The organism is Psychrobacter sp. H27, from assembly GCF_059072655.1.
The window spans coordinates 3128708-3150088 of the sequence record NZ_JCACRX010000001.1; the positions used below are offsets into that span (position 1 = coordinate 3128708).

The window sequence follows — 21381 nt, forward strand, 5'->3', positions numbered from 1 at the left end:
TGTTTACGCATGAATCCGTCTACGTCATAACTGTTTTGAGAACATGGAAGAAAGTAAGTATGTGGGAGTTAGTAAAGGCAGGTGGCTGGCTAATGACACCTATCGTCGTCTGTTCTATATTAGCACTGGTTATCATCATTGAGCGTAGCCATACGCTACAATTTAACAAAATTGTGCCCACTAGACTACGAGAGCAGCTCATCACTCGCTTACGTGAAAATGGTGATATTGGCCGTACGCAGCTGATGAATGTCAAAGAAAAGACAGCGCTTGGTGATATTTTGGCAACAGGTCTGCTCTATCGTCAGTATGGCTTAGAGTCTATGACCATGCATATGCAAAACCGTGCCAGCGTACAAGTGCATCAATTAGAAAAAAATATCAATATGCTGGGTACGATTGGTGCTATTGCGCCATTGCTTGGATTATTGGGTACCGTATTAGGTATTATCTCTTCATTCTTAGCCATCACTGATGGTGCGATGCAAGATCCAACTATGCTTGCTGCTGGTGTGTCACAAGCACTAATCACGACGGCTGCTGGCATGATCGTGGCTATCCCAGCACTGGTGGCGTATCGATATTTTCAGCGCCGTATCATCGATATCAATGCGCAGTTCGAGACGCAAGCAGGACTTATGATTCAAGAGCTATACGACTACCAATTGCTCGAAAACACTCGCACGTCGGCATCTGCCAATAGTATAGTAGCCACGGATGAGCATGTTAGAAGTCAGTTAGATGCAGGCTTAGATACAGACAAGGTCAACATGGCGACACCATAACGGTCATAGTTTTGATTCTATATAATAGCGATGGTTTTCATACGAAAGTATGCCCATGCGCACTAGATAATTTGAAGAGATTCATATGCGCTTTAGAAAACCGACGGTTGAGCCGCTTGAGATTAATCTAACACCGATGATCGACTGCTTATTATTTTTGATTGTCTTTTTGCTACTGGCTACCTCCTTTAACCACTTTAGTCGCTTAAACATTATCCTTCCTGAAGCAGAAGGTGTGGCACAGACAGAACCACAAAATAGCATTGAAGTGGCTGTACAAGAAGATGGCAGTTACCTGGTCAATGGTATTACGCTCGCCAGTAGCAACGAGGCTGAACTGACCAGCATGTTGCAGCAAGAAGCAGGGAGCAATCGCAATATGCTCTTTGTGATTGCAGCGGATGCCAACGCTACCCATCAGTCTGTCGTACGGGTGATGGATGTCGCTGGCAAACTTGGCTTTTTGAACCTGAATATCAGCACCGTTGTCCCACTTGGTCAAACTTTGCCGCAATAATACTTGCGCATCATTACTATAAACTGTGTGTCAAGCACAGCCCATTCATGTCATGACACCTACATTGAGGCTTTTATGAGCCAAGCTTATACATCTGACTCTACAAAACCTTCTGCTAAAAAACCTTCAGCAGCACCCTCTAGTCCGCCCAAAAGTAAGACCTTATTGCGCTTATTGAGATATCTAAAGCCGTATTGGTGGGCTTTGCTCCTAACGGTTGTGGGTTTTGCTATCAATGCAGGCACTGAGATTTGGATTGCCAAGCTATTGCAATACATCACTGATGCCATCAATCAAAGTGACCGAAGCAAACAAGCTTTATTCCCTTTATTGATCATTGCCTTGTTTTTTGTACGCGGTGTGGGTAGCTTTTTGGGTAACTATTACACTGCTTTGGTGTCACGTAATCTGGTCTATGAGCTGCGTGTAGAGGTATTTAATAAACTACTACGTCTACCAAGTTCATTCTATTTGGCCAACCCTGCTGGTACGATTTCATCCAAGTTGATATTTGATGTAGAGCAAGTCACTGCTGCCAGTACCGACTCAATGAAGACCTTGCTACGTGATGGTTTGACGGTTGTGGCATTGATAGGCTTTTTGTTGTACAGCAACTGGCGCTTGACGCTCATTTTGTTTGTGGTGTTACCACCTATTTTATGGCTTATCCGTATCGCTTCTAAGCGTTACCTTAAGCTGTCTAAAGGTATCCAAAAAACGATGGGTAGTGTCAGTCATATCACCAATGAAGTCATCGGTGGCTATCAGGTGGTAAAGAACTACGGTGGACAAGCGTACGAAGCTGAGCGTTTTGATAAGACTTCAAAAAAGAATTTACGCCAAGGCATGAAGGTAGTCGTCACCAATAGTATCAATACCCCAGCAGTACAGCTATTAATGGCGATAGCCATGTCAGTGGTGGTATGGCTTGCCCTTAGACCTTCAGTCATCAGTAATATTTCAGCGGGCGAGTTTATCTCTTATATTGCGGCGGCTGGTCTGCTTAGTAAGCCTGTCCGATCACTGACCGATATCAATCAAAAGTTGCAAAAAGGTATTGCTGCTGGTGAGTCGATTTTTGCGTTACTTGATGAACCAGAAGAGGAAGACACAGGTACTATTAGTAAGGCGTTATCCGGTCAAATGTCTTTGGACAATATCAGCTTGGTATATCCAGACTCAACGGTCGCTCTACGCGACTTTACCTTAGATATAAAAGCAGGCGAGACAGTTGCACTAGTCGGAAGAAGCGGGGCGGGTAAGTCATCCTTAGTGAATCTTCTAACACGTACCTTAGAGACGTCCTCAGGGCAAATTACTCTAGATAACATGCCCATTGAAGACATCAAATTAGAAAGCTTGCGTGCACAAATCGCCATGGTGAATCAACAAGTGGTGCTATTTAACACGACAGTATTGAACAATATTGCTTATGGCGGCTTGGCTGATAGAACCCAAGCTGAGATCGAACAGGCTGCAAAAGCGGCTTTTGCGCATGACTTTATTATGAAGATGCCAAACGGCTACCAAAGTGAAATCGGTGCTGAAGGACTACAGCTGTCGGGTGGGCAGCGTCAACGACTGTCTATTGCTCGTGCGCTACTAAAAGATGCACCGATTTTAATTTTAGATGAGGCCACTAGTGCGCTTGATAATGAGTCAGAATACTACATTCAACAAGCCCTCGATAATGTCATGAAAGACCGCACGACACTAGTAATCGCGCATCGTTTGACGACGATCGAGTCCGCTGATCGTATTGCTGTGATGGATGGCGGTCAAATCGTTGAGCTAGGAACGCATGACGAGCTGATGCAACTACAGGGTCACTATGCGCAAATGTATGCTCGAGATTTTGAATAGCATCACATATCTGTACTTTGATTTATGGTAAGTCTGGTAGTCTTAAAAACTGGAACAACCGTTAGCACCTATGCAATGCATCAATAGAATGAATGGCAATTATTAATGAGCATCGAGACGACAATCACCCGTGCATGGCAACGCCGCGCCCTTTGGCTTTGGCTATTGTTGCCTGTTAGCTGGCTTTATGGGTTGATTACCATGCTTCGCCGCAATGCTTATAAATCTGGGTTGCTATCGAGTTACCGTGCATCTGTACCCGTCATGGTCATTGGCAATATTACGGTAGGGGGTAGTGGTAAGACGCCGCTTATCATCGCTTTAGTTAGTTATTTGCAAAGACAAGGCATAAAGGTAGGGGTTATCAGCCGCGGTTATGGTGGTGATACCAGTCAAATGCCAGCCGTGGTAAGTGCTACCAGTTTGCCGAGCGTGGTAGGTGATGAGCCTTGTTTGATTGTTCATACGACAGGCGTTGCTATGGCAGTATGTCCCAACCGTCAGCAGGCGATTGCTGCTTTGCTGGATGCTCAGCCTGATCTACAATTGATCATCGCTGATGATGGTTTGCAGCATTATGCGCTCAAGCGCGATATAGAGTGGATTGTGGTAGATGCCGCGCGAGGGTTTGGCAATGAGCAGTTGCTCCCGACTGGGTTTTTGCGTGAGCCGATGTCACGACTGCAAGGGGCTGACGTCATCTATCACGAGAAGCCTGTCATAGGTTCGGCTTATGATAATAAAAGTGGTGAGAAAGCGCGACGTGCTGAGCGCTTAACCATGCATTTGCAAGCGGATACATTGCAAAGGCTATGGAGTCCACAGTCGGATACGCCTCAGACCGATAACGCAATACCGGTTAGTAATAGTAGAGTACATGCAGTCAGTGGCATCGGCTATCCACAACGTTTTTTTAATACCTTAAAATCTCTTGGTTTTGATGTCGTAGGACACCCTTATCCTGATCATTATGACTTTAGTTTGGCTGAGTTATTGCAATATAGTGATTATCCAATCGTGGTGACCAGTAAAGATGCGGTAAAAATAAGCGCGTTGTTGTCAGACTACATAACGAATCAAGTGCTGAGTGCTGAGTACACAAAGCTGATCAGTAGATTATGGGTATTACCCGTGACAGCCGTTTTATCCGATAACTGCTACGATAATCTCAACCAGCAATTAAAGGCTTTGGGTATTGAGGCTGATGTTGATATAAAAACATCATTATAAACATTGGTCGATACACCAAACTGCACCATAATTTTATAGGAATCAACCATGTCGCTTTTCGCTCCCTCTACTAAAACCCATATCGTAATTCCTGCTCGCTTTAAGAGCATTCGGCTACCTGGTAAGCCATTGCTCAGCATTCATGGCAAGCCGATGATACTGTGGGTGGCTGAAAAAGCACAGGCAGCTACCTTTGCAGATGATATGTGTATCGCGACTGATGATGAGAGTATTGCAAAGGTTTGCACCGATGCAGGTTTCGATGTTGTTATGACCAGTAGCGAACATGCTTCGGGGACGGACCGTTTGGCAGAAGTAGCTGCTATCAAAGGCTGGGCTGACCATGACATTGTCGTTAATATGCAAGGGGATGAGCCACTTGTACCGCCATTGCTGCTCGAGCAGGTACAAGCACTTTTGGTCGCGGATGAGGCTAGCGTCATGGCGACACTCTGTGAACCTATCGATGATTACGATACGTTTCAGCGACCATCTGTGGTAAAAGTCGTCAGTCAACAGGCAAACAACCTACAGCGTGCACTCTATTTTAGTCGCGCGCCCATCCCTTGTGATCGTGATGTTGCGCTGGCTGGTAGCAGTCAAAGACAACCACCAAAAAATGCGTATCGCCATTTGGGTTTATACGCGTATCGAGTCAGTTTATTACAGCAGTTTGTACATTGGCCACAGACGCCGCTCGAGTTACTCGAAAGTCTAGAGCAGCTACGTGTGCTAGAAAACGGTGAGCATATTGCCATTGCCGAAGCTGCCTGCCAATTACCTGCTGGTGTGGACACACAGGAAGATCTAGAGCGTTTAAATGCGATGAGCTTAGCTGACTTTCAGAGTCCTACTGTTTAAAACCCTGCTACCCAAAATGGCATTACTCAAAGCACCATTGCACAGTAATCTAACCACATATTTTTAGAGCAGTGGTCGCATGCTGCCTTTAAAGCCCAAGTACCCAAAAACGTGATAGAGCCAATAGAGCTATAACTATGAATGATATGACAGGGAATGTAGGTACACTGGAGGCGTCAGGCAGTATCTATTTTGCACCATTGTTGCCATGGCAGCAAACGCTGTGGACGCAATTGACACAGCGAGTATTGATGCAGCAGTCATTGCCGCACGCACTACTTGCTGCTGGTATGCAGGGTATGGGTAAACGGGCCTTTGTGTGGCGATTGGCTACTTGGTTATTGTGCCGCAAGCGTAGTACACACCCATCAGGAGCTTGCGGCGTATGTGAAAGCTGTCAATGGTTAAAGTCGGGCACCCACCCAAGCTTGCAAGTCTTACCGCTAGTCAGTATGCCCGTCAAGGCAGACAATGAGCCTCTCAAAGAAAAATCAAGCAATACAAAAGACAAGAAGAATACCAAGAGCACAAGTAATAGCGCTTTTAAAATTAAAGTTGATGACATTCGAGCGCTCCAGCCTTTTATATATCAAGGTGGACAGGGGATGCGTATTTGCGTGTTAGATCATGCTGAGCAAATGACGGTTGCTGCTGCCAATGCTTTACTTAAAACTTTAGAAGAGCCGCAAGCGCAGGTTCATTTGTTTCTGATTAGTGATACACCCGCTCAGCTACTTCCAACTATTAAGAGCCGAGTACAGCAGTTAGCGCTACAGACGATAGAGCCTGCTGTTGCCATCGATTATGTGACCCAAGTGCTAGGTCATACGATCAACCGTGAGGCAGTGGGTCAAACAGCCATCGAGCAGCTCATACAGCTGGCAAATGGTGCTCCGCTCGCTGCTATAAACTTAGCGCAAGCACCATGGTACAGCAAGCGCGCGCTATGGTTGACCACCTGGCAGGCACTGCGTAGCGGTAAGCGTAGTAGCGTGGCAGCAAGTGATTATTGGCAAAGTCAGCTGAGTATCAAAGAGTTTATTCAGTTGTCTGAGTTGATGATTCTTGATATACGCCGTGTTTGTTTGGGACTTAGCGAACTACAAAAAGACATTAATCTCTCATCAGCATTGGCATCGTACCAACCCACAGGTAGCGGACTAGAAACCGTAGCTATGAGCTTGCAGCAGACCAAAGTTGCTCTACAACAAAATGTGCAAGAAAAATTTGCCTATGATAAGCTAATGCAAGAGTTGGCATACTTGTAAGGCAGTGCTGTAGCGTCTTATAAGGGATTGCTAACTCACAATTGCTTTCATTTATATACGCCGCTCATAAAATACATTTAACTCATTCGATAAAGGAAGCTGACTATGGCAATGCCAGGCCGCGGCGGGATTTTAACCTGCCACATTGAAAGTATCGAGACATTGTATGCCAGCTATTTATCCTTTGTGAGTAATGGCGCACTGTTTGTGCCCTCTGATCAGCCGCAGCAGTTAGGTAATGAAGTGTTTATTGCTATCACCTTACCAAACTCTAGCGAACGCTTACCCATGAACGGTAAGGTCGTTTGGATTAATTCTAAAACCCAAGGTGGTCGTCCGGCAGGTTTTGCAGTGCAAATTGGTAGTGATATTTCTGGACAGCGTATCAAAAACGAAGTTGAGCGCCTGCTGGCTGGTAAAATCGATAGCTTACAATCCACATATACGATGTAATGTTTTTGAAGGTGTATACGAAAAAGCAGCCCTATTAAATAAAGGCTGCTTATAGCAATTAAAGTCTCTTTGATTGTATATAAATATAGGCTAGTAGCGGGGCGGTACATACATGTCATCAGGTATGGGTTCGCGGTAGTACTCATCGTCGCGCTTACGATCAGGCAGTTCGATCTCATCACGAGGGACTTCTTTATAAGGGATTTGTTCGAGCAGGTGAGCAATACAATTGAGCCTTGCGCGCTTTTTGCTATTGCCTTCAACCACCCACCATGGCGCTTCAGGGATATGAGTACGCTCAAACATGGTCTCTTTTGCTTTGGTATAGTCTTCCCAACGTCTACGTGACTCTAAGTCCATTGGCGAGAGCTTCCACTGTTTTAAAGGGTCATGGATACGGCTCATAAAGCGCGAATGTTGCTCATCATCGGTAATAGAAAACCAGTATTTTACCAAGCGTATGCCCGAACGGACCAACATACGCTCAAAATCTGGTACGGACTGAAAAAACTCCTCGTACTGCTCATCAGTACAAAACCCCATCACCCGCTCAACACCGCCGCGGTTGTACCAGCTGCGATCAAACAATACAATCTCGCCCGCTGCTGGTAGATGTGCAACATAGCGCTGAAAATACCACTGCGTTTGCTCACGCTCAGTCGGCGCAGGCAATGCGGCAACTCTGCAAACTCGTGGGTTTAGCCGTTGGGTGATGCGCTTGATAGCCCCACCTTTACCTGCAGAATCACGCCCTTCAAATATCACAACGATACGTTCGCCATTCTCAACGACCCAGTCTTGTAGTTTGATGAGTTCACGTTGTAAACGAACCAATTCTTGAAAATAAGTGCGGCGGTCGAGCTTCTCTTGGGTGGTTAACTGACATCCGTCAAAATAAAAGTTACGCATATAATCGTCTATTTCGTTCTCTAACTCTTCGTCATGGCTATCGATCAGGTCTTGGTGCATTTTTCGACGTAACTCATCATAGTCGACTTCTTTTTCGATACGCTTGGACAAAGTGGTCTGCTCACGCTCGTATCGGCTCTTATTGGCATTGTCGTAGGTATGAGATGAGATAGGTTTAAATTCAGTCACCGTTGAGGGCTTTTTTTTATCATGTTGGACAGTTTGATGCTCATCAAAAATCACTTGCCTGAGCTTTTTTAACAAGTATTTCATTGTACTCATAAATATTACCTTTGTTTGATAAGCTTGCGTTTGTAAAAGGCTATCGTCATAGAGCAAATTTATGATAACAAAATAAAGGCAAATAAAATGCCCTCTAATTCAATTAGAAGGCATTTATTTTTTGACAGCGTCATCTGTATTAATGACGCTTAACTAGCAAACTATATTGGCATTAAGTCTTATTTTTCTAAGATGCAAGTCACACCTTGACCACCAGCCGCACAGATAGAGATAAGCGCACGACCTGAACCTTTTTGATCCAGTAGTTTTGCGGCAGTCGCTAGGATACGAGCACCAGTTGCAGCAAATGGATGGCCTGCTGCCAATGACGAGCCATTTACGTTTAGCTTGCTACGGTCGATAGATCCTAGAGGCGCGTCAAGACCCAGACGCTCTTCACAGAACTTCTCATCTTCCCAAGAGGCAAGGGTTGATAGCACTTGTGAGGCAAAGGCTTCATGGATCTCATAGAAATCAAAATCTTGCAAGGTTAGACCAGCACGCTCGAGCATACGCGGTACCGCATATGCTGGTGCCATTAGTAGACCTTCTGTGGTACCAGATTTACCAATGAAATCTACCGCTGCGGTTTCTTGATGAGCGATATAAGCCAGTGGCTTTAGACCGTGCTCTTTTGCCCATTCATCAGTACCTAGTAACACACAAGACGCACCATCAGTCAGTGGCGTAGAGTTAGCAGCAGTCATCGTTGGGTTAGCACTCTTTTTACCAAAGACTGGCTTTAGCTTGCCCAGTTTTTCTAGTGTGGTATCTGGACGCAAGTTGTTGTCACGAGTCAGACCTTTGTATGGTGTGATCAAATCATCAAAGAAACCTTCGTCATAAGCACGCGCTAGGTTTTGATGGCTGTTAAATGCCAACTCATCCTGAGCTTCACGGCTGATATTCCACTCAAGTGTGGTGATTGCTTGATGCTCGCCCATTGATAGACCTGTGCGTGGCTCACCGTTTTGTGGAGAGTCGATTAGATCTTTTGGATTTAGACCCATCAATGCTTTTAGACGTTGTTTGTTGTCTCTTGCTGCACCCAGCTTAATGAGTACCTTGCGCAAGCCATCACCAATAGCGATAGGCGCATCAGAGGTTGTGTCTACGCCGCCAGTGATGGCCGAGTCGATTAGACCCAAGGCGATTTTGTTGGCAGATGCAAACGTCGCTTGCAAACCAGTACCACACGCTTGTGCGATATCATAAGTTGGTGTGTGCGGGTTTAGCGCTGTGTTTAGCGTCGCTTCACGAGTTAGGTTGATGTCACGGCTTAGCTTCATGACAGCACCAGATACCACTTCGCCTAGTATCTCATCTTGTAGGTTGTAACGCTCAACCAAACCGTCTAGGGCAGCAGTCAGCATATCTGTATTGCTAACATCAGCATATGAGCCGTTCGAACGTGCGAATGGGATACGGTTGCCACCTAGGATAGCGACACGGTTTTGGTTTGAGGCAGGCTTGGCTTTACTCGTCTTTTTGGCAGTGGCCGCTGGCTTTCTAGCAGCAGGGGTTGCTGCCTTTTCGTCATCTGCTTTTTTTGCAGTATCTTTAGTAGCGGTTTCTTGAGTAACTGTATCAGTAGCCGCATCTTTAGTGTCAGGCTTTTTAGGTGCTTCAGTTTTGGTGTCTTTTGCAGGCACGTCTTTTTTTGAGCTATCTGTTTTTGTATTGTTGGTATCTTTTGTACTGCTAGTATCGACCGCTTTTTTTGCCACGTCTTTGACATCTGCAGTAGGCTCACTGCTTGCCGCTGTTTCTTGTGGTTTTGCATCATTCGCTTTAACGACAGTACTTTCGACAACTGGGCTATCAGGGTGGTTATTTTTGTTACTCATAATATTATCCTTAAGAAGTATGGGTAGAAGAAATGGAGGGTAAAGAATAGGTAATGTTATTTTAAGCAAGAAGCAAATATTATCATTTATTACATCGTATAGCTGTGTATGATAAGGCGTTTTTACTCGTTTAATGTATATCTTTAGCAAACGATGTGACGCTTATACAAGCGTTATCATCAGTCTTAGTAATAATGGGTAAGACGTTAATCGCCCAACCAACATTAGATATTAGCATTGCATAATGGTTCGTTTGATAATATATTGTTATCGATAATTAAACTTGCCATAACTTATAGGTCGGATTCTAGCATGATATGGTGGCGATTAAGGCGACAAAAAGTTGCTGGCTTGTATACTGAGTTGTTTACAGATTGTTGTAGACATTGTCTGTTTTTGGACTTGTTTACAAGGGCAGTGTATAGTTAGGCTGGTTTTAAAATGATTTACCAAATATCAATAATTACAATGTCGATGAGCCTATATAATAGGTGCATTACCTCTTGTGTTTACTATTCTTCTAACCATTTATTATTTATAGGGAATATATTATGTCAGACCGTTATGGTGATTTTGTTCAATCTTCTCTTGGCAAAAAAGTAGCAAAAAACTTAGGTTTGCCGATGCCAACCACGCTTGATCGTTTTGAGAGCGGTGAGCGTTTGGTTCGCGGTAGTGTGTTGGTTGGCCGTGCGAATGGGGACGACAAGAGCGTTGGCGAATCAGTTGCGCGTATTTTGTCAGATGTTCATGCTGAGGTTTATGTAAACAGCAGCGATGATATCAAAGACGCATTGGCTGATGCAGGCATTGAAGCAAAAGCAAACACAGGTGGCGATGATCAATTCAAGGTTTTACTTTTTGATGCCAGTAACATCAGCAACGCCGATCAACTAAAAGAAGTATATGACTTTTTTCATACCGTTGCCCGCCGCGTAGAAAAATCAGGCCGAGTCATCATTGTGGGTCGTACGCCAGAGAGTATCACTGATATCGAAACGGCAATGGCACAGCGCGCACTCGAAGGTTTTGTAAAATCAGTCGGTAAGGAATTCAAGCGCGGCGTTACGGCGCAGCTTATCTATGTAGAAGCAGGTGCCGAGCAGAACCTAGATTCAACCTTGCGCTTTTTCACTTCAGCACGTTCAGCGTACGTTTCAGGACAAGTGGTACGTGTGAGCAAAGGCGAGTCGGTCGATGTCGATTGGAATCAACCTTTAGGTGGCAAAACCATGCTAGTGACTGGTGCCAGTCGCGGTATCGGTGAAGCAATTGCTCGTGTCTTGGCTCGCGAAGGCGCGCATGTGATCTGTTTGGATGTACCACAGCAGCAAGCTGACCTACAAAAAGTAGCAAGTGAAATCAGTGGCTCTGCACTGACGGTAGACATCACGAGTGATGATGCTGGTGCAGAAATTGCAGATGCGGCGCAAAAGCGTGGCGGTTTAGACTCAATCATTCATAATGCTGGCGTAACACGTGATAAGACGCTGGCCAGAATGGATGAGAAAAAGTGGGATATGGTTATCGATATTAACCTAGGCAGCATTGCTAAATTGAACCGCTATCTACTTGATAATGACGTACTAAAAGCAAACGCTCGTATCGTCTGTGTGTCATCAATCTCAGGTATCGCTGGTAACATGGGTCAGACTAACTACGCGACTTCTAAAGCGGGTGTGATCGGTTTGGTCAACGCAACTGCCAAGCAGCTAGAAGACAATGCTAAAGGCATGACCATCAATGCAGTGGCACCAGGATTCATCGAAACACAAATGACTGAAGCCATTCCTTTTGCTATTCGTGAAGCGGGTCGCCGTATGAACTCAATGAGCCAAGGTGGTTTGCCAGTAGATGTGGCTGAGACTATTGCATGGTTTGCTTCACCGGCTTCTGGCGGTCTGAACGGCAACACTGTCCGTGTCTGTGGTCAAAGCCTACTTGGTGCATAATATGGATTTATTTGCCAGCATTTGTGATAATTAACGGGCGGGGAGCTGCATAGCAACCCCTCTCAATTTTGATTGGTTTCACATATGCTTACGAATAATTGCTGATAAATTGTAATAAAGCTGCCCACGGGTGGCTTTTTTATGATAAAAACACAAGACCCATTAGCCAAACTATTTTTTGCTATTAGAGATACTCATAAGATTGATTGAATATGGCGCTTATTAAATGATTTAATAATAGGTTCTAATCAACGACTGCAGAATGTCTTTAGATACGTTAAAACTTGTTCAAGCCACATTTAGGATTTACTTATGTCAGACACACATTATGATGCGTTGCCAAAAGCGCACACTACCTACGCCAATATCGTCAAAAGCTTATTGCCTATTGGCAACAGCGAAAAAATCAGCAAAGATCAATTACCACAAGCGACTTATTACGTCGATGACTTGCATATCGATCAAGACAATCTAAATGACTATCGTAAAATTTGCGGATTCGCTGACGATGGAAAAGTTCCAGCGACTTATTTTTCAGTATTGTCGCAAACGTTGCAGATGAACATGATGGTAAAAGAGCCATTCCCATTTGCTATGTTAGGTCTGGTGCATATCGACAACAGCGTCACTCAGTATCGTCCGATAGGTGAGCGCGAAACGGTCGCAATGGCCGTCACATTTAGTAACTTGCGCGATCATGCCCAAGGTCAGCAGTTTGACTTTGTAACAACAGTCAAATCAGAAGACGAAGTTATTTGGGAAGGGACGTCAACTTATCTGTCACGCAGCAAAAAATCCAGCAGTAGCAAAGACAAGAAAAGCGCACCGCGTCCAGTTGCTGTCAAGCCAGAAGTCGGTGAGAAAGATGTGCATAGTATTTTTGAAGTGCCAGAAGATATCGGTCGCCGTTATGCATTCGTTTCAGGTGACTTCAATTTGATTCACCTGCATCCGTTATCAGCTCGTGCCTTTGGTTTTCCAAAAGCGATTGCACACGGTATGTGGTCAAAAGCCAAGTGTCTTGCTTTAATGGATGAGCTGCCTGACGCTTATACTGTCGAGGTTTCATTCAAGCTGCCTATCTTTTTGCCAGCTGAAGTAGAGCTCATCGCTGAGCCAGTAGCACAGCTAGAAAATACAGGTGATACTTGTGAGTTTGGCCTATATAGCTCTAAAAACAGCAAGCCACATTTGGCTGGTGTTATGACATTAAACAGCGACAGCAAGTAGCACATACCATATAGCGTAGCTTTTATCTTAATAGCCATATTTAACGAACACATTTATCATTATGACGTCACAAAATACAAACCCACAAAGCAATGAGACAAGCACCAACCACGCTAATAGTTTAGCAGCTACTGACACAGTCGCTGCTAATGACACCTTAGTCACTGAGGCTTTAGATACTGACTTAGATAGTGACAACGGTATCGACTTAGCTGCTGTCTTTGAGCCTTACTTCCGTCCGGATGACAAGACTATTGTGTGCGGGGCATTGGATGACGAAAAAGTCACTGTTTTGGCAAAATCTGGTGTAGAGTTAGTCATCAATTTACAGCCAGATGATGAGCTTACTTTTGATGAAGCAGTAGCGGTTGAGCAGGCAGGAATGAGCTATGAGCATCTGCCTATCAATGGGGCTGCCGAGCTAAAGCAGCTCAAAATACTGGCATTTGATAACATACTTCGCCAGCATTATGGCAAAAAAATTGCCATGCATTGTGGATCCGGTAATAGAGTTGGTGCAGCGATTGCGCTACGAGCAGGTTGGCTCCGTGGACGCAAAATGGATACGGCCATGGAACGTGGCCGTAGTCATGGTTTGACCAAGCTTGAACAAGAAGTTCATAATCGTTTGTTAGTGCCACGCTAGACCAGATATTTAAGCTGGGTGAAGTGACTCAATGAATACTAGCGTGTACATAGTTTTAGTAACACCCTAAAATATTATTGTTGAATAATCAAAGGCGACCAGTAGGTGGCCTTTTTTATTAATTGCACATTCATTTATACTAGTTTAAACCTCTTAATAGTGTGTTTATGCACTTTCAAAACGACAATAATTTATAGCACTGGAGCCAGGCAATAATGACGGAACATAATAAAGAACACTCTCATGCACTAACAAGAATGGACTTGCAGCAACGTTTGCAGCAGCTACTAACTGTATTACAGCTTGAGGATGCACCAGCAGGTGGTGCGGTGGTGGTATATCAGGCAGGTGAGTGCATCGCGCAAGCAAGTATAGGAATGGCGCGTCCTGATGAGCCGTGGCAGCCTAGCACGCTAGCGATTAACTTTTCTACGGGTAAAGGTATTTTAGCGACGCTCGTACATGTGCTGGTCTCTCAGCAGCTGCTCACTTATGACGTGCCCATCGCTAAGTATTGGCCAGAGTTTGCTGCAAATGGCAAAGATAACATCACCTTGAGACAAGTGATGTCACATCAGGCTGATCTGTTTTCGATCACCAGTATCGATGTTGATAGTGACACTGTGCTCGATTGGGACGCGATGCTGAGACACGTTGAAGGTATGCCTGTCACCGCACCTGAAGATGCAGCAAAATATGATAGCGCGTACAGTGCGTTGATATATGGCTGGGTGCTGGGCGGTGTGATAGAAGCAGTGACGCAGATGTCACTAGCTGAAGCACTACGCCAGTATCTCACTGACCCTTTAGGTATTTCAGACAGTTGTTATTTTGGTGTGCCAAAAGACAAGGTCGATCAAGTAGCAAAACTGGCAAAAGACTTTGAAGCTTCAGACGAGGATAGCGTATTGCTACGTAACAAACGCAATAAACCAACGCTGAAATCCGACTCACAAGACACATTGCGTACCTATGCCAATTTACCCAGCTATACATACTGGCAGCAGCAGGGCTTGATCAATGACCAGACACCCAATCCAGCTATAGCTAATGAGCAAGATACAGGTAATGAGCAAGATAAGTTACCACTCATGGATACAGCTTATATTAGTCGTTTGTACTTTGATACCAGTCAGCTCAATCTAAAGAACTATAAAGCGGCGCTCATTCCTGCTGGTAAACAAGCACTTGACTACCATAATCGCAAAACGTTAGAGGCCATCATTCCCGCTGCGAACGGTGTCGCCTCAGCTGATGCATTAGCCACTATCTACGCCATGCTAGCCAATGGCGGCGTATGGCAAGGGCAGACGCTGATCGATAGTGCTACTTTTGAGCAACTGTCTACGCCGCAAGTCACCGGTCTAGATGCAGTAATGCCAGCGGCCATGCAATGGCGCTTAGGGTACCATAAGCTATTTAGTATAGGCAACAACGAGAGAGCCACCGATAGTAGCGTAACGCCTGCCACATCAGGGTTTGGGCATATGGGGTACAATGGCTCAGTGGCGTGGTGTGATCCTACGCAGCAATTGTCATTTACCTTTATTCATAATTTTGACACCACGATGCTCAACGACATCCGTCAGTTTGCGCTTACAGAGGCGGTTTTAGGCTGGATCAATGAGCTACATTAGTTAGTGCGCTCTCAAGTTAACGTGCTCTTAAACAGTTGCTGTAGTCAAACTGATTTTGCCCAAACAGCTTTATTAAAAATAAATCCAGTATGAATAATCAACTGGACTTTTGAGGGGTTAGTTTTAGGAGCCTAGCAGCACTTAAACCATGGATAAAGATAGAGGCCAAAATCACAATTGAGCAGACAATCCATAGTTTGAGTGCATCTTCATCAGCAAAGAAATCTTTATTGAGCGCATAAGATAGATAGTACAGCGTACCAATACCACGAATGCCCAGTGCTGAGATTGCGTATTTTTCGGTATGCGGTAAGTTAAGTCCCGATAAGGCGATGAACCCCCCAATCGGACGTATGAGTAATAGAAAAGTAAAGCTGACGATATAGACACGCCATGTCAGCTCAATCCCAGACTGTAACCCTTGGCCCAAGAAAATACCGAAAATCACCAGCACCAGCGACATCAGCAAGCCTTCTGACTGCTCAGCAAAGTCGTGAAGTTTTTGATGATAGCTATGCTCACATTCTGAACGCCGAAAGGCAAATGCCGCAACGAAAACTGCGATAAAACCATAGCTGTGTACGTATTCTGCGACACCATAGGCGACTAAGGTGAGTGCAATAACAACATACCCCTGTGAGATAGTCGTGTCACGAGTATGTTTAGAAAACACGACTTTGGCCATAGCTTTGCCGACCAAGACACCCACAACGACGCCTGCGCCAATTTTCCACAAGACATCATGAGTGAACCACGACCATAGCATATCGTAGGTAAAGGCCTGTCCTTCACTAAAGGCTTCTGCAATTTTGATGGCCAAATAGACGAAGGGAAAAGCAAGCCCATCGTTCAATCCTGCCTCTGACGTTAACGTAAAGCGCGGTGTGTCTTCTCCACCAGTATTAGGCGGTCCAACCTGAATGCTCGATGCCAAGACAGGGTCGGTAGGTGCCAATACTGCCCCTAACAAGATAGCAGCGCCTAGGCTTAAGCCAAATGCGTAGTAACCCAACACTGCCATTGCAAAGATACCAATGGGCATGGTGATCAGCAATAGCCTGACAGTAGGTCGCCATAACTGCCAAGAGAGCTCGGTATCAATCTTTATACCCGCACCAACCAACGAAACCAATACCACGATCTCAGTTAGCTTTTCGATGAGCATGCCATTGTCTATAGGGTCCAAAAAGGACAAAGAGGTCCACCAATAGCCCATCATCAAACCAAAGCTAACTTGTAGCATGGGTAAAGAGATAAAATTGCGCTTAAAGATGACAGGAAACAATGCCCCTAATAAAAAGGCAATACCGCAAATCAATAAGAATAAGTTATATTTTTCAATCATAAGGTCTGCGCACGTTGTTAGGTTTTGAATGTCAGTTTTGAGGCGTTGTTTTAGATGCTGCTTTTTGACGTTGACGAAAGTCTATATCAACAAAAACTTTGGCTAACGGTAAGCCTTATCATGCCGATAAAAAAACGCTATTACCGAAAAAAATAGTTATCAAAACGATTACTGCGTTGTTTTTTGGTGAAAAAAAAGCCTGCATAGCGCAGGCTTAATGAATGATACAAGTAGGCTTTAGTTCTTAACGGCTCAAGTCAGGCTTAACTACTCAAGTAGGGCTTAGCGCTCAACCTGGCTCACGTCGCGTATGGCACCAGTATCGGCACTCGTAGTCATAGCAGCGTAGGCACGTAACGCAGGGGTCACATAACGTTCACGACTGACAGGCTTCCACGCATCGCGTCCACGAGCTTCCATGGCTTCACGGCGAGTCGCCAAATCAGCATCGCTAACCTGCATGTTGATAGTACGATTAGGGATGTCAATATGGATAGTATCGCCTTCTTCAACCAGACCAATCGCCCCGCCTTCAGCAGCTTCTGGGCTGGCATGACCTATTGAGAGACCTGATGTACCACCAGAGAAACGACCGTCAGTGAGTAGGGCGCATTCTTTACCCAGTCCTTTTGACTTCAAGTACGTGGTTGGATAAAGCATCTCTTGCATACCAGGACCGCCTTTAGGGCCTTCATAGCGGATGATGACCACATCGCCAGCAACGATTTTGTCATCCAACACTGCGGCAACCGCATCATCTTGAGACTCAAATAAACGTGCACGCCCAGTAAATACTAAGATGCTTTCATCAACGCCTGCGGTTTTGACCACACAGCCACGCTCGGCAATGTTGCCATACAGTACAGCCAAGCCACCATCTTGTGAGTAAGCATGCTTGGCACTGCGGATACAGCCAGACTCACGATTGACATCGAGGTTTGACCATTCTTTTGATTGTGAAAACGCCTCAGTAGTACGTACGCCACCAGGCGCGGCTAGATAGCGTGCGCGTGCCTCTTGGTTGTCCGCATTCATGATATCCCATTTATCAATCGCCGCTTTCATCGTTGGGCTATGAATGGTCGGAACGTCCGTATTCATTAATCCTGCACGGTCAAGCTCGGCCAATAGCGCAAACACGCCGCCAGCACGATGTACATCTTCCATATGGTACTTTTGTGAGGCAGGGGCGACTTTTGCCAGACAGGGCACACCGCGGCTTAGGCGATCAATATCTGACATCTTAAAGTCGACTTCTGCTTCGTTCGCTGCGGCTAATAAATGCAAAATAGTATTGGTCGAGCCGCCCATCGCGATATCTAGTGTCATCGCGTTTTCAAAGGCGGCTTTGCTAGCGATCGAGCGAGGTAAGACCGAGTCATCATCTTGCTCGTAGCGACGTTTGGCAAGTGAGACAATAGTACGTCCCGCTTCTAAGAACAGCTCACGGCGTAATGAGTGGGTCGCCAGTAGTGAACCATTACCTGGTAATGCCAATCCTAAGGCTTCCGTAAGACAGTTCATAGAGTTGGCAGTGAACATCCCAGAGCACGAACCACATGTCGGACAGGCTGAGGCTTCAATCGCGGCCACATCTTCATCACTAATGCTGTCATCAGCAGCGTCCATCATGGCATCGACCAGATCGAGTTTACGAACAGCACTGCTGTCATTACTATCAGTATTGTGGCTCTTACCGACGGTGCTGGCTAGGATTTTGCCTGCTTCCATTGGACCACCTGAAATGAATACTACTGGAATATTCAGGCGCATGGCAGCCATCAGCATACCTGGAGTGATCTTATCGCAGTTTGAGATACAAACGAGCGCGTCAGCACAGTGAGCATTGACCATATACTCGACCGAATCAGCAATCAAATCACGACTTGGCAGTGAATACAACATGCCGCTATGACCCATCGCAATGCCATCATCAACGGCAATGGTGTTGAATTCTTTTGCCACGCCGCCTGCTTGTTCAATCTCACGTGCGACCAGTTGTCCCAAATCTTTTAGATGCACATGACCAGGTACAAACTGGGTGAAAGAGTTAGCAATCGCAATGATTGGTTTGCCAAAGTCGCCGTCAGTCATACCAGTTGCACGCCATAATGCACGCGCACCTGCCATATTACGACCGCCGGTAGAGGTTTTTGAGCGATAATCCATGTGATATTCCTTACAAATAGGCGGAGTTATTAAAAATTACACCCTCAGTTTTAATAGGGATAGTGTGCTTTTTATAGAGAGTGAGGACTAGTGAATAATACTAAGTCGTTACCATACCATTAGATATGAATAACTTAAAATAATATGCCAATAATAACGGCTTGAGAGCCACTAAAGATGAGTGAAAATGACTATTCAAGACGCGCCAATATGGCTGTGTCAAACCAAGGTAAATCAGCTTTGTCAGCTTCTAGTTTGACAATAGCTGCCAGTGCATGAGTGGCTAAAAGCTGTTGATAGTCGCTACTTGCGCCAATCGTTAGCAGTGATTCGGTAGGTAATGCTGGGGTACTGGGATTTTGCTCATCAATACTGATCAATGTCTGCTTGTTATTCTTATAAAGAACGTCCACACGACCAAAAAACTGCCAGTCTTTAAAAGCTGCGGTAATCGCATCTGCTGCATCTTTGGTATATACCTGCTGAGTCTCTTTGCCAGTATTGGTCCAATGTAGCCGTACAGCCAATTGTAATGATTCACTAAACACGACTAATGAGCCAATTACCTTTACATGCCAAGGACTGGTCAATAACTCTTGATTAATACCAATTAAGTTAGCAGCCTCTTGAGCTGACATAGGCGTATTGAATTGAGTCAGTAGTTCAGGCGTAAGGGGGTACGCCTGTTTGATGGTATCGTCTAAGCTATCATAGTGATATAGAAAAGGTAGTGGTAAGTCTTGAGTGATTGTCTTTTTTATGATTTTACAGTTATGTATTTGCCAGCTGATGGCTTTGTCTGTCAACGCTTCTGCCAAGATGATGGCGTTTGGGTCGATGGTCTGAGTCATATTTTCAGATTCAGCATTGGGTTGTTCTGAAGCAATGCTGTCAGATATAGGGATATTTGCCCCAAACGTTTGGACATTGTCATTGAGTGTTGAAGACGGGTCGCCGTTATCTAGGCTATCTGAGTTGTCTGATGTATTGGTCGGCAAAGTAGGCAAATCCATAAACATAGCGTTGTTAAAATAGAGGGTTAATATAACATTTAAAAGGCATGACTCGCCAATAAATTGGTGATCTGAGGAAGTGATTTATGCTAATAAAAGAATATCATTGGGTAAATAGTCAATTATGAACTAGTCGTATTTTGTTTGTTAAAAGAATGTAGAATATAACCGAATTTTTAGATAAGTATATAGATAGAGTAATTAATGAAAACCCCTTCCGATAACGAATCTATTCAAGAGTGGATAACATCAAATCGTCTCTATGAAGAATACCTCTTCTACTACTTACTCATCTGCCTATTTTGGTTTTTCGTTGGTTTGTTTTCTATCGGTATACGCATACCTGTATTCAATGATTTGCAGAATTTAGCATTTAATACGGTATGGTTTTTAATCCTGTGTGTCGCATTAAGCGTTCCTAAATTTTGGTATCGGCTGATAAAAGGCAAAAATGCGTACCTGTTTCAAGCCACTGCCAAAGTGTATGAAACGCTAGACAGCATAGAGGATATTGAGCAAAGAGAGCAGGTACATAAGCAGATTACTAGCAATGGCAAGTTGCCACCCAACCGATTAGAAACACTATCACTGGCATTTTTATTTGTATTCATACTCTTCGATATATTGTATACCCGCTGCTGGATAAGAGATCTGAGCCTAGTGTGGCAGCCTGACTGGGTCAATATGTGCATTGGTTGGATACATAATAATTTGGCGCTGCCTCCGACTAGTGAGAATAGAAAATTCTTTAATCTGTATTTTAGTGGTAATAGTGCAGATACCAAACTGAAGCAACAGTTTGGCGACGAATGGGCGTTTTTGGCTTCCCCATTTGGAGATGCGGCAATGTTTTACCACTTTATTCGAGTGGTCATGTTTGTTCCTATCTTAGCGGCATTGTCGATCGTATTGTGGAAGCCGCTGAAATGGATCGGCATGCAGCAGATTGACCCTAGAAATATTCACAGCGTCATGTCTTTTTTACGTAGTTGTGCTTGGTCGCTTATCTTTGCTTTTTTCATGGCGATTGGTACATGGGGGTTTTTGACTAATGCAAACTGGTTTACTTTAGGACTGATAGATCAAGAAGCATGGTTTCATAATTTATATATCAACGGTTTATATCTATTTATCGTTTTTGGTATTCGATTTTTTTATGGCTGGTTAATTTTTTGGAAAAATATTTTTTTTAAGTGTGTAAAAAAATTCAGTTATTAGAGGTTCGTTCGCTTTGAACTCACATTGCTGACTTGTACTAAAGTCATATTTCGTCCACTATATGACAGACGCTTTTATCTATTTTTGATAGCTATTAAGCTATTAATTAACTAATAATAAAACTTTTAAAGGAAAAAATAATGACTGAAGTAAATC

The 21381-nt window shown here is 44.5% G+C and carries 17 protein-coding genes; 12 read left to right on the forward strand and 5 right to left on the reverse strand.

The features are described from left to right. Positions 1-59 precede the first annotated feature (59 nt). The 7 genes from AC5JPY_RS12860 (at position 60) to AC5JPY_RS12890 (ending at position 6977) form a co-directional block, all read left to right on the forward strand. The gene (locus AC5JPY_RS12860; protein WP_493852688.1) at positions 60-785 is read left to right on the forward strand and encodes a MotA/TolQ/ExbB proton channel family protein; all 726 of its coding nucleotides are present in this window, start codon (positions 60-62) and stop codon (positions 783-785) included. A gap of 85 nt (positions 786-870) precedes the next feature. Continuing rightward, positions 871-1302, forward strand: coding sequence for an ExbD/TolR family protein (locus tag AC5JPY_RS12865; protein WP_493852689.1), 432 nt, complete (start codon positions 871-873; stop codon positions 1300-1302). Between the two features lie 75 nt (positions 1303-1377). Next, positions 1378-3165 (forward strand): lipid A export permease/ATP-binding protein MsbA, encoded by a 1788-nt coding sequence (gene msbA / locus AC5JPY_RS12870; RefSeq protein WP_493852690.1) that lies wholly within the window; start codon positions 1378-1380, stop codon positions 3163-3165. A 105-nt stretch (positions 3166-3270) separates the two neighbouring features. Then, complete coding sequence (lpxK, locus tag AC5JPY_RS12875; protein ID WP_493852691.1) at positions 3271-4395, forward strand: tetraacyldisaccharide 4'-kinase; 1125 nt, start codon at positions 3271-3273, stop codon at positions 4393-4395. Between the two features lie 48 nt (positions 4396-4443). Beyond that, a complete protein-coding gene (gene kdsB / locus AC5JPY_RS12880) occupies positions 4444-5256 on the forward strand; it encodes a 3-deoxy-manno-octulosonate cytidylyltransferase (protein ID WP_493852692.1) in 813 nt (270 codons plus the stop codon). A gap of 137 nt (positions 5257-5393) precedes the next feature. Continuing rightward, the gene (locus tag AC5JPY_RS12885) at positions 5394-6524 is read left to right on the forward strand and encodes a DNA polymerase III delta subunit-related protein (protein WP_493852693.1); all 1131 of its coding nucleotides are present in this window, start codon (positions 5394-5396) and stop codon (positions 6522-6524) included. A gap of 105 nt (positions 6525-6629) precedes the next feature. Continuing rightward, positions 6630-6977, forward strand: coding sequence for a PilZ domain-containing protein (locus tag AC5JPY_RS12890; RefSeq protein WP_319050244.1), 348 nt, complete (start codon positions 6630-6632; stop codon positions 6975-6977). A 90-nt stretch (positions 6978-7067) separates the two neighbouring features. Here the strand turns inward: AC5JPY_RS12890 and ppk2 are convergent, their stop codons facing one another. After that, entirely contained in the window at positions 7068-8168 is a 1101-nt protein-coding gene (gene ppk2, locus AC5JPY_RS12895) for a polyphosphate kinase 2 (protein ID WP_443524235.1), read from the reverse strand. 179 nt (positions 8169-8347) lie between these two features. Continuing rightward, positions 8348-10015, reverse strand: a complete 1668-nt coding sequence (locus AC5JPY_RS12900) for an acetyl-CoA C-acetyltransferase (protein WP_493852694.1) — start codon at positions 10013-10015, stop codon at positions 8348-8350. Positions 10016-10566: 551 nt separating this feature from the next. On the opposite strand from AC5JPY_RS12900, the gene AC5JPY_RS12905 reads away from it, so the two are divergent. The 4 genes from AC5JPY_RS12905 (at position 10567) to AC5JPY_RS12920 (ending at position 15480) form a co-directional block, all read left to right on the forward strand. Continuing rightward, positions 10567-11967 carry a 3-oxoacyl-ACP reductase gene (locus AC5JPY_RS12905; RefSeq protein ID WP_443524233.1) on the forward strand — a complete coding sequence of 467 codons (1401 nt, stop codon included), beginning with the start codon at positions 10567-10569 and terminating at the stop codon, positions 11965-11967. A 312-nt stretch (positions 11968-12279) separates the two neighbouring features. Further along, on the forward strand, positions 12280-13197 hold the full coding sequence (locus AC5JPY_RS12910) for a MaoC family dehydratase (protein WP_493852695.1): 918 nt from the start codon (positions 12280-12282) through the stop codon (positions 13195-13197). 61 nt (positions 13198-13258) lie between these two features. Beyond that, on the forward strand, positions 13259-13843 hold the full coding sequence (locus AC5JPY_RS12915) for a protein tyrosine phosphatase family protein (RefSeq protein ID WP_493852696.1): 585 nt from the start codon (positions 13259-13261) through the stop codon (positions 13841-13843). Positions 13844-14058: 215 nt separating this feature from the next. After that, positions 14059-15480, forward strand: coding sequence for a serine hydrolase domain-containing protein (locus AC5JPY_RS12920; protein ID WP_493852697.1), 1422 nt, complete (start codon positions 14059-14061; stop codon positions 15478-15480). A gap of 97 nt (positions 15481-15577) precedes the next feature. Here AC5JPY_RS12920 and AC5JPY_RS12925 read toward each other — a convergent pair whose 3' ends face one another. The 3 genes from AC5JPY_RS12925 to AC5JPY_RS12935 form a co-directional block, all read right to left on the reverse strand. Then, positions 15578-16825 carry a cation:proton antiporter gene (locus AC5JPY_RS12925; protein WP_493852698.1) on the reverse strand — a complete coding sequence of 416 codons (1248 nt, stop codon included), beginning with the start codon at positions 16823-16825 and terminating at the stop codon, positions 15578-15580. A 282-nt stretch (positions 16826-17107) separates the two neighbouring features. Beyond that, entirely contained in the window at positions 17108-18994 is a 1887-nt protein-coding gene (ilvD, locus tag AC5JPY_RS12930; protein ID WP_319050253.1) for a dihydroxy-acid dehydratase, read from the reverse strand. Positions 18995-19185: 191 nt separating this feature from the next. Beyond that, positions 19186-20007, reverse strand: coding sequence for a hypothetical protein (locus tag AC5JPY_RS12935; protein ID WP_493852699.1), 822 nt, complete (start codon positions 20005-20007; stop codon positions 19186-19188). 204 nt (positions 20008-20211) lie between these two features. Between AC5JPY_RS12935 and AC5JPY_RS12940 the strand changes: the two genes are divergently transcribed. Further along, on the forward strand, positions 20212-21225 hold the full coding sequence (locus AC5JPY_RS12940) for a hypothetical protein (protein WP_493852700.1): 1014 nt from the start codon (positions 20212-20214) through the stop codon (positions 21223-21225). Positions 21226-21381 lie beyond the last annotated feature (156 nt).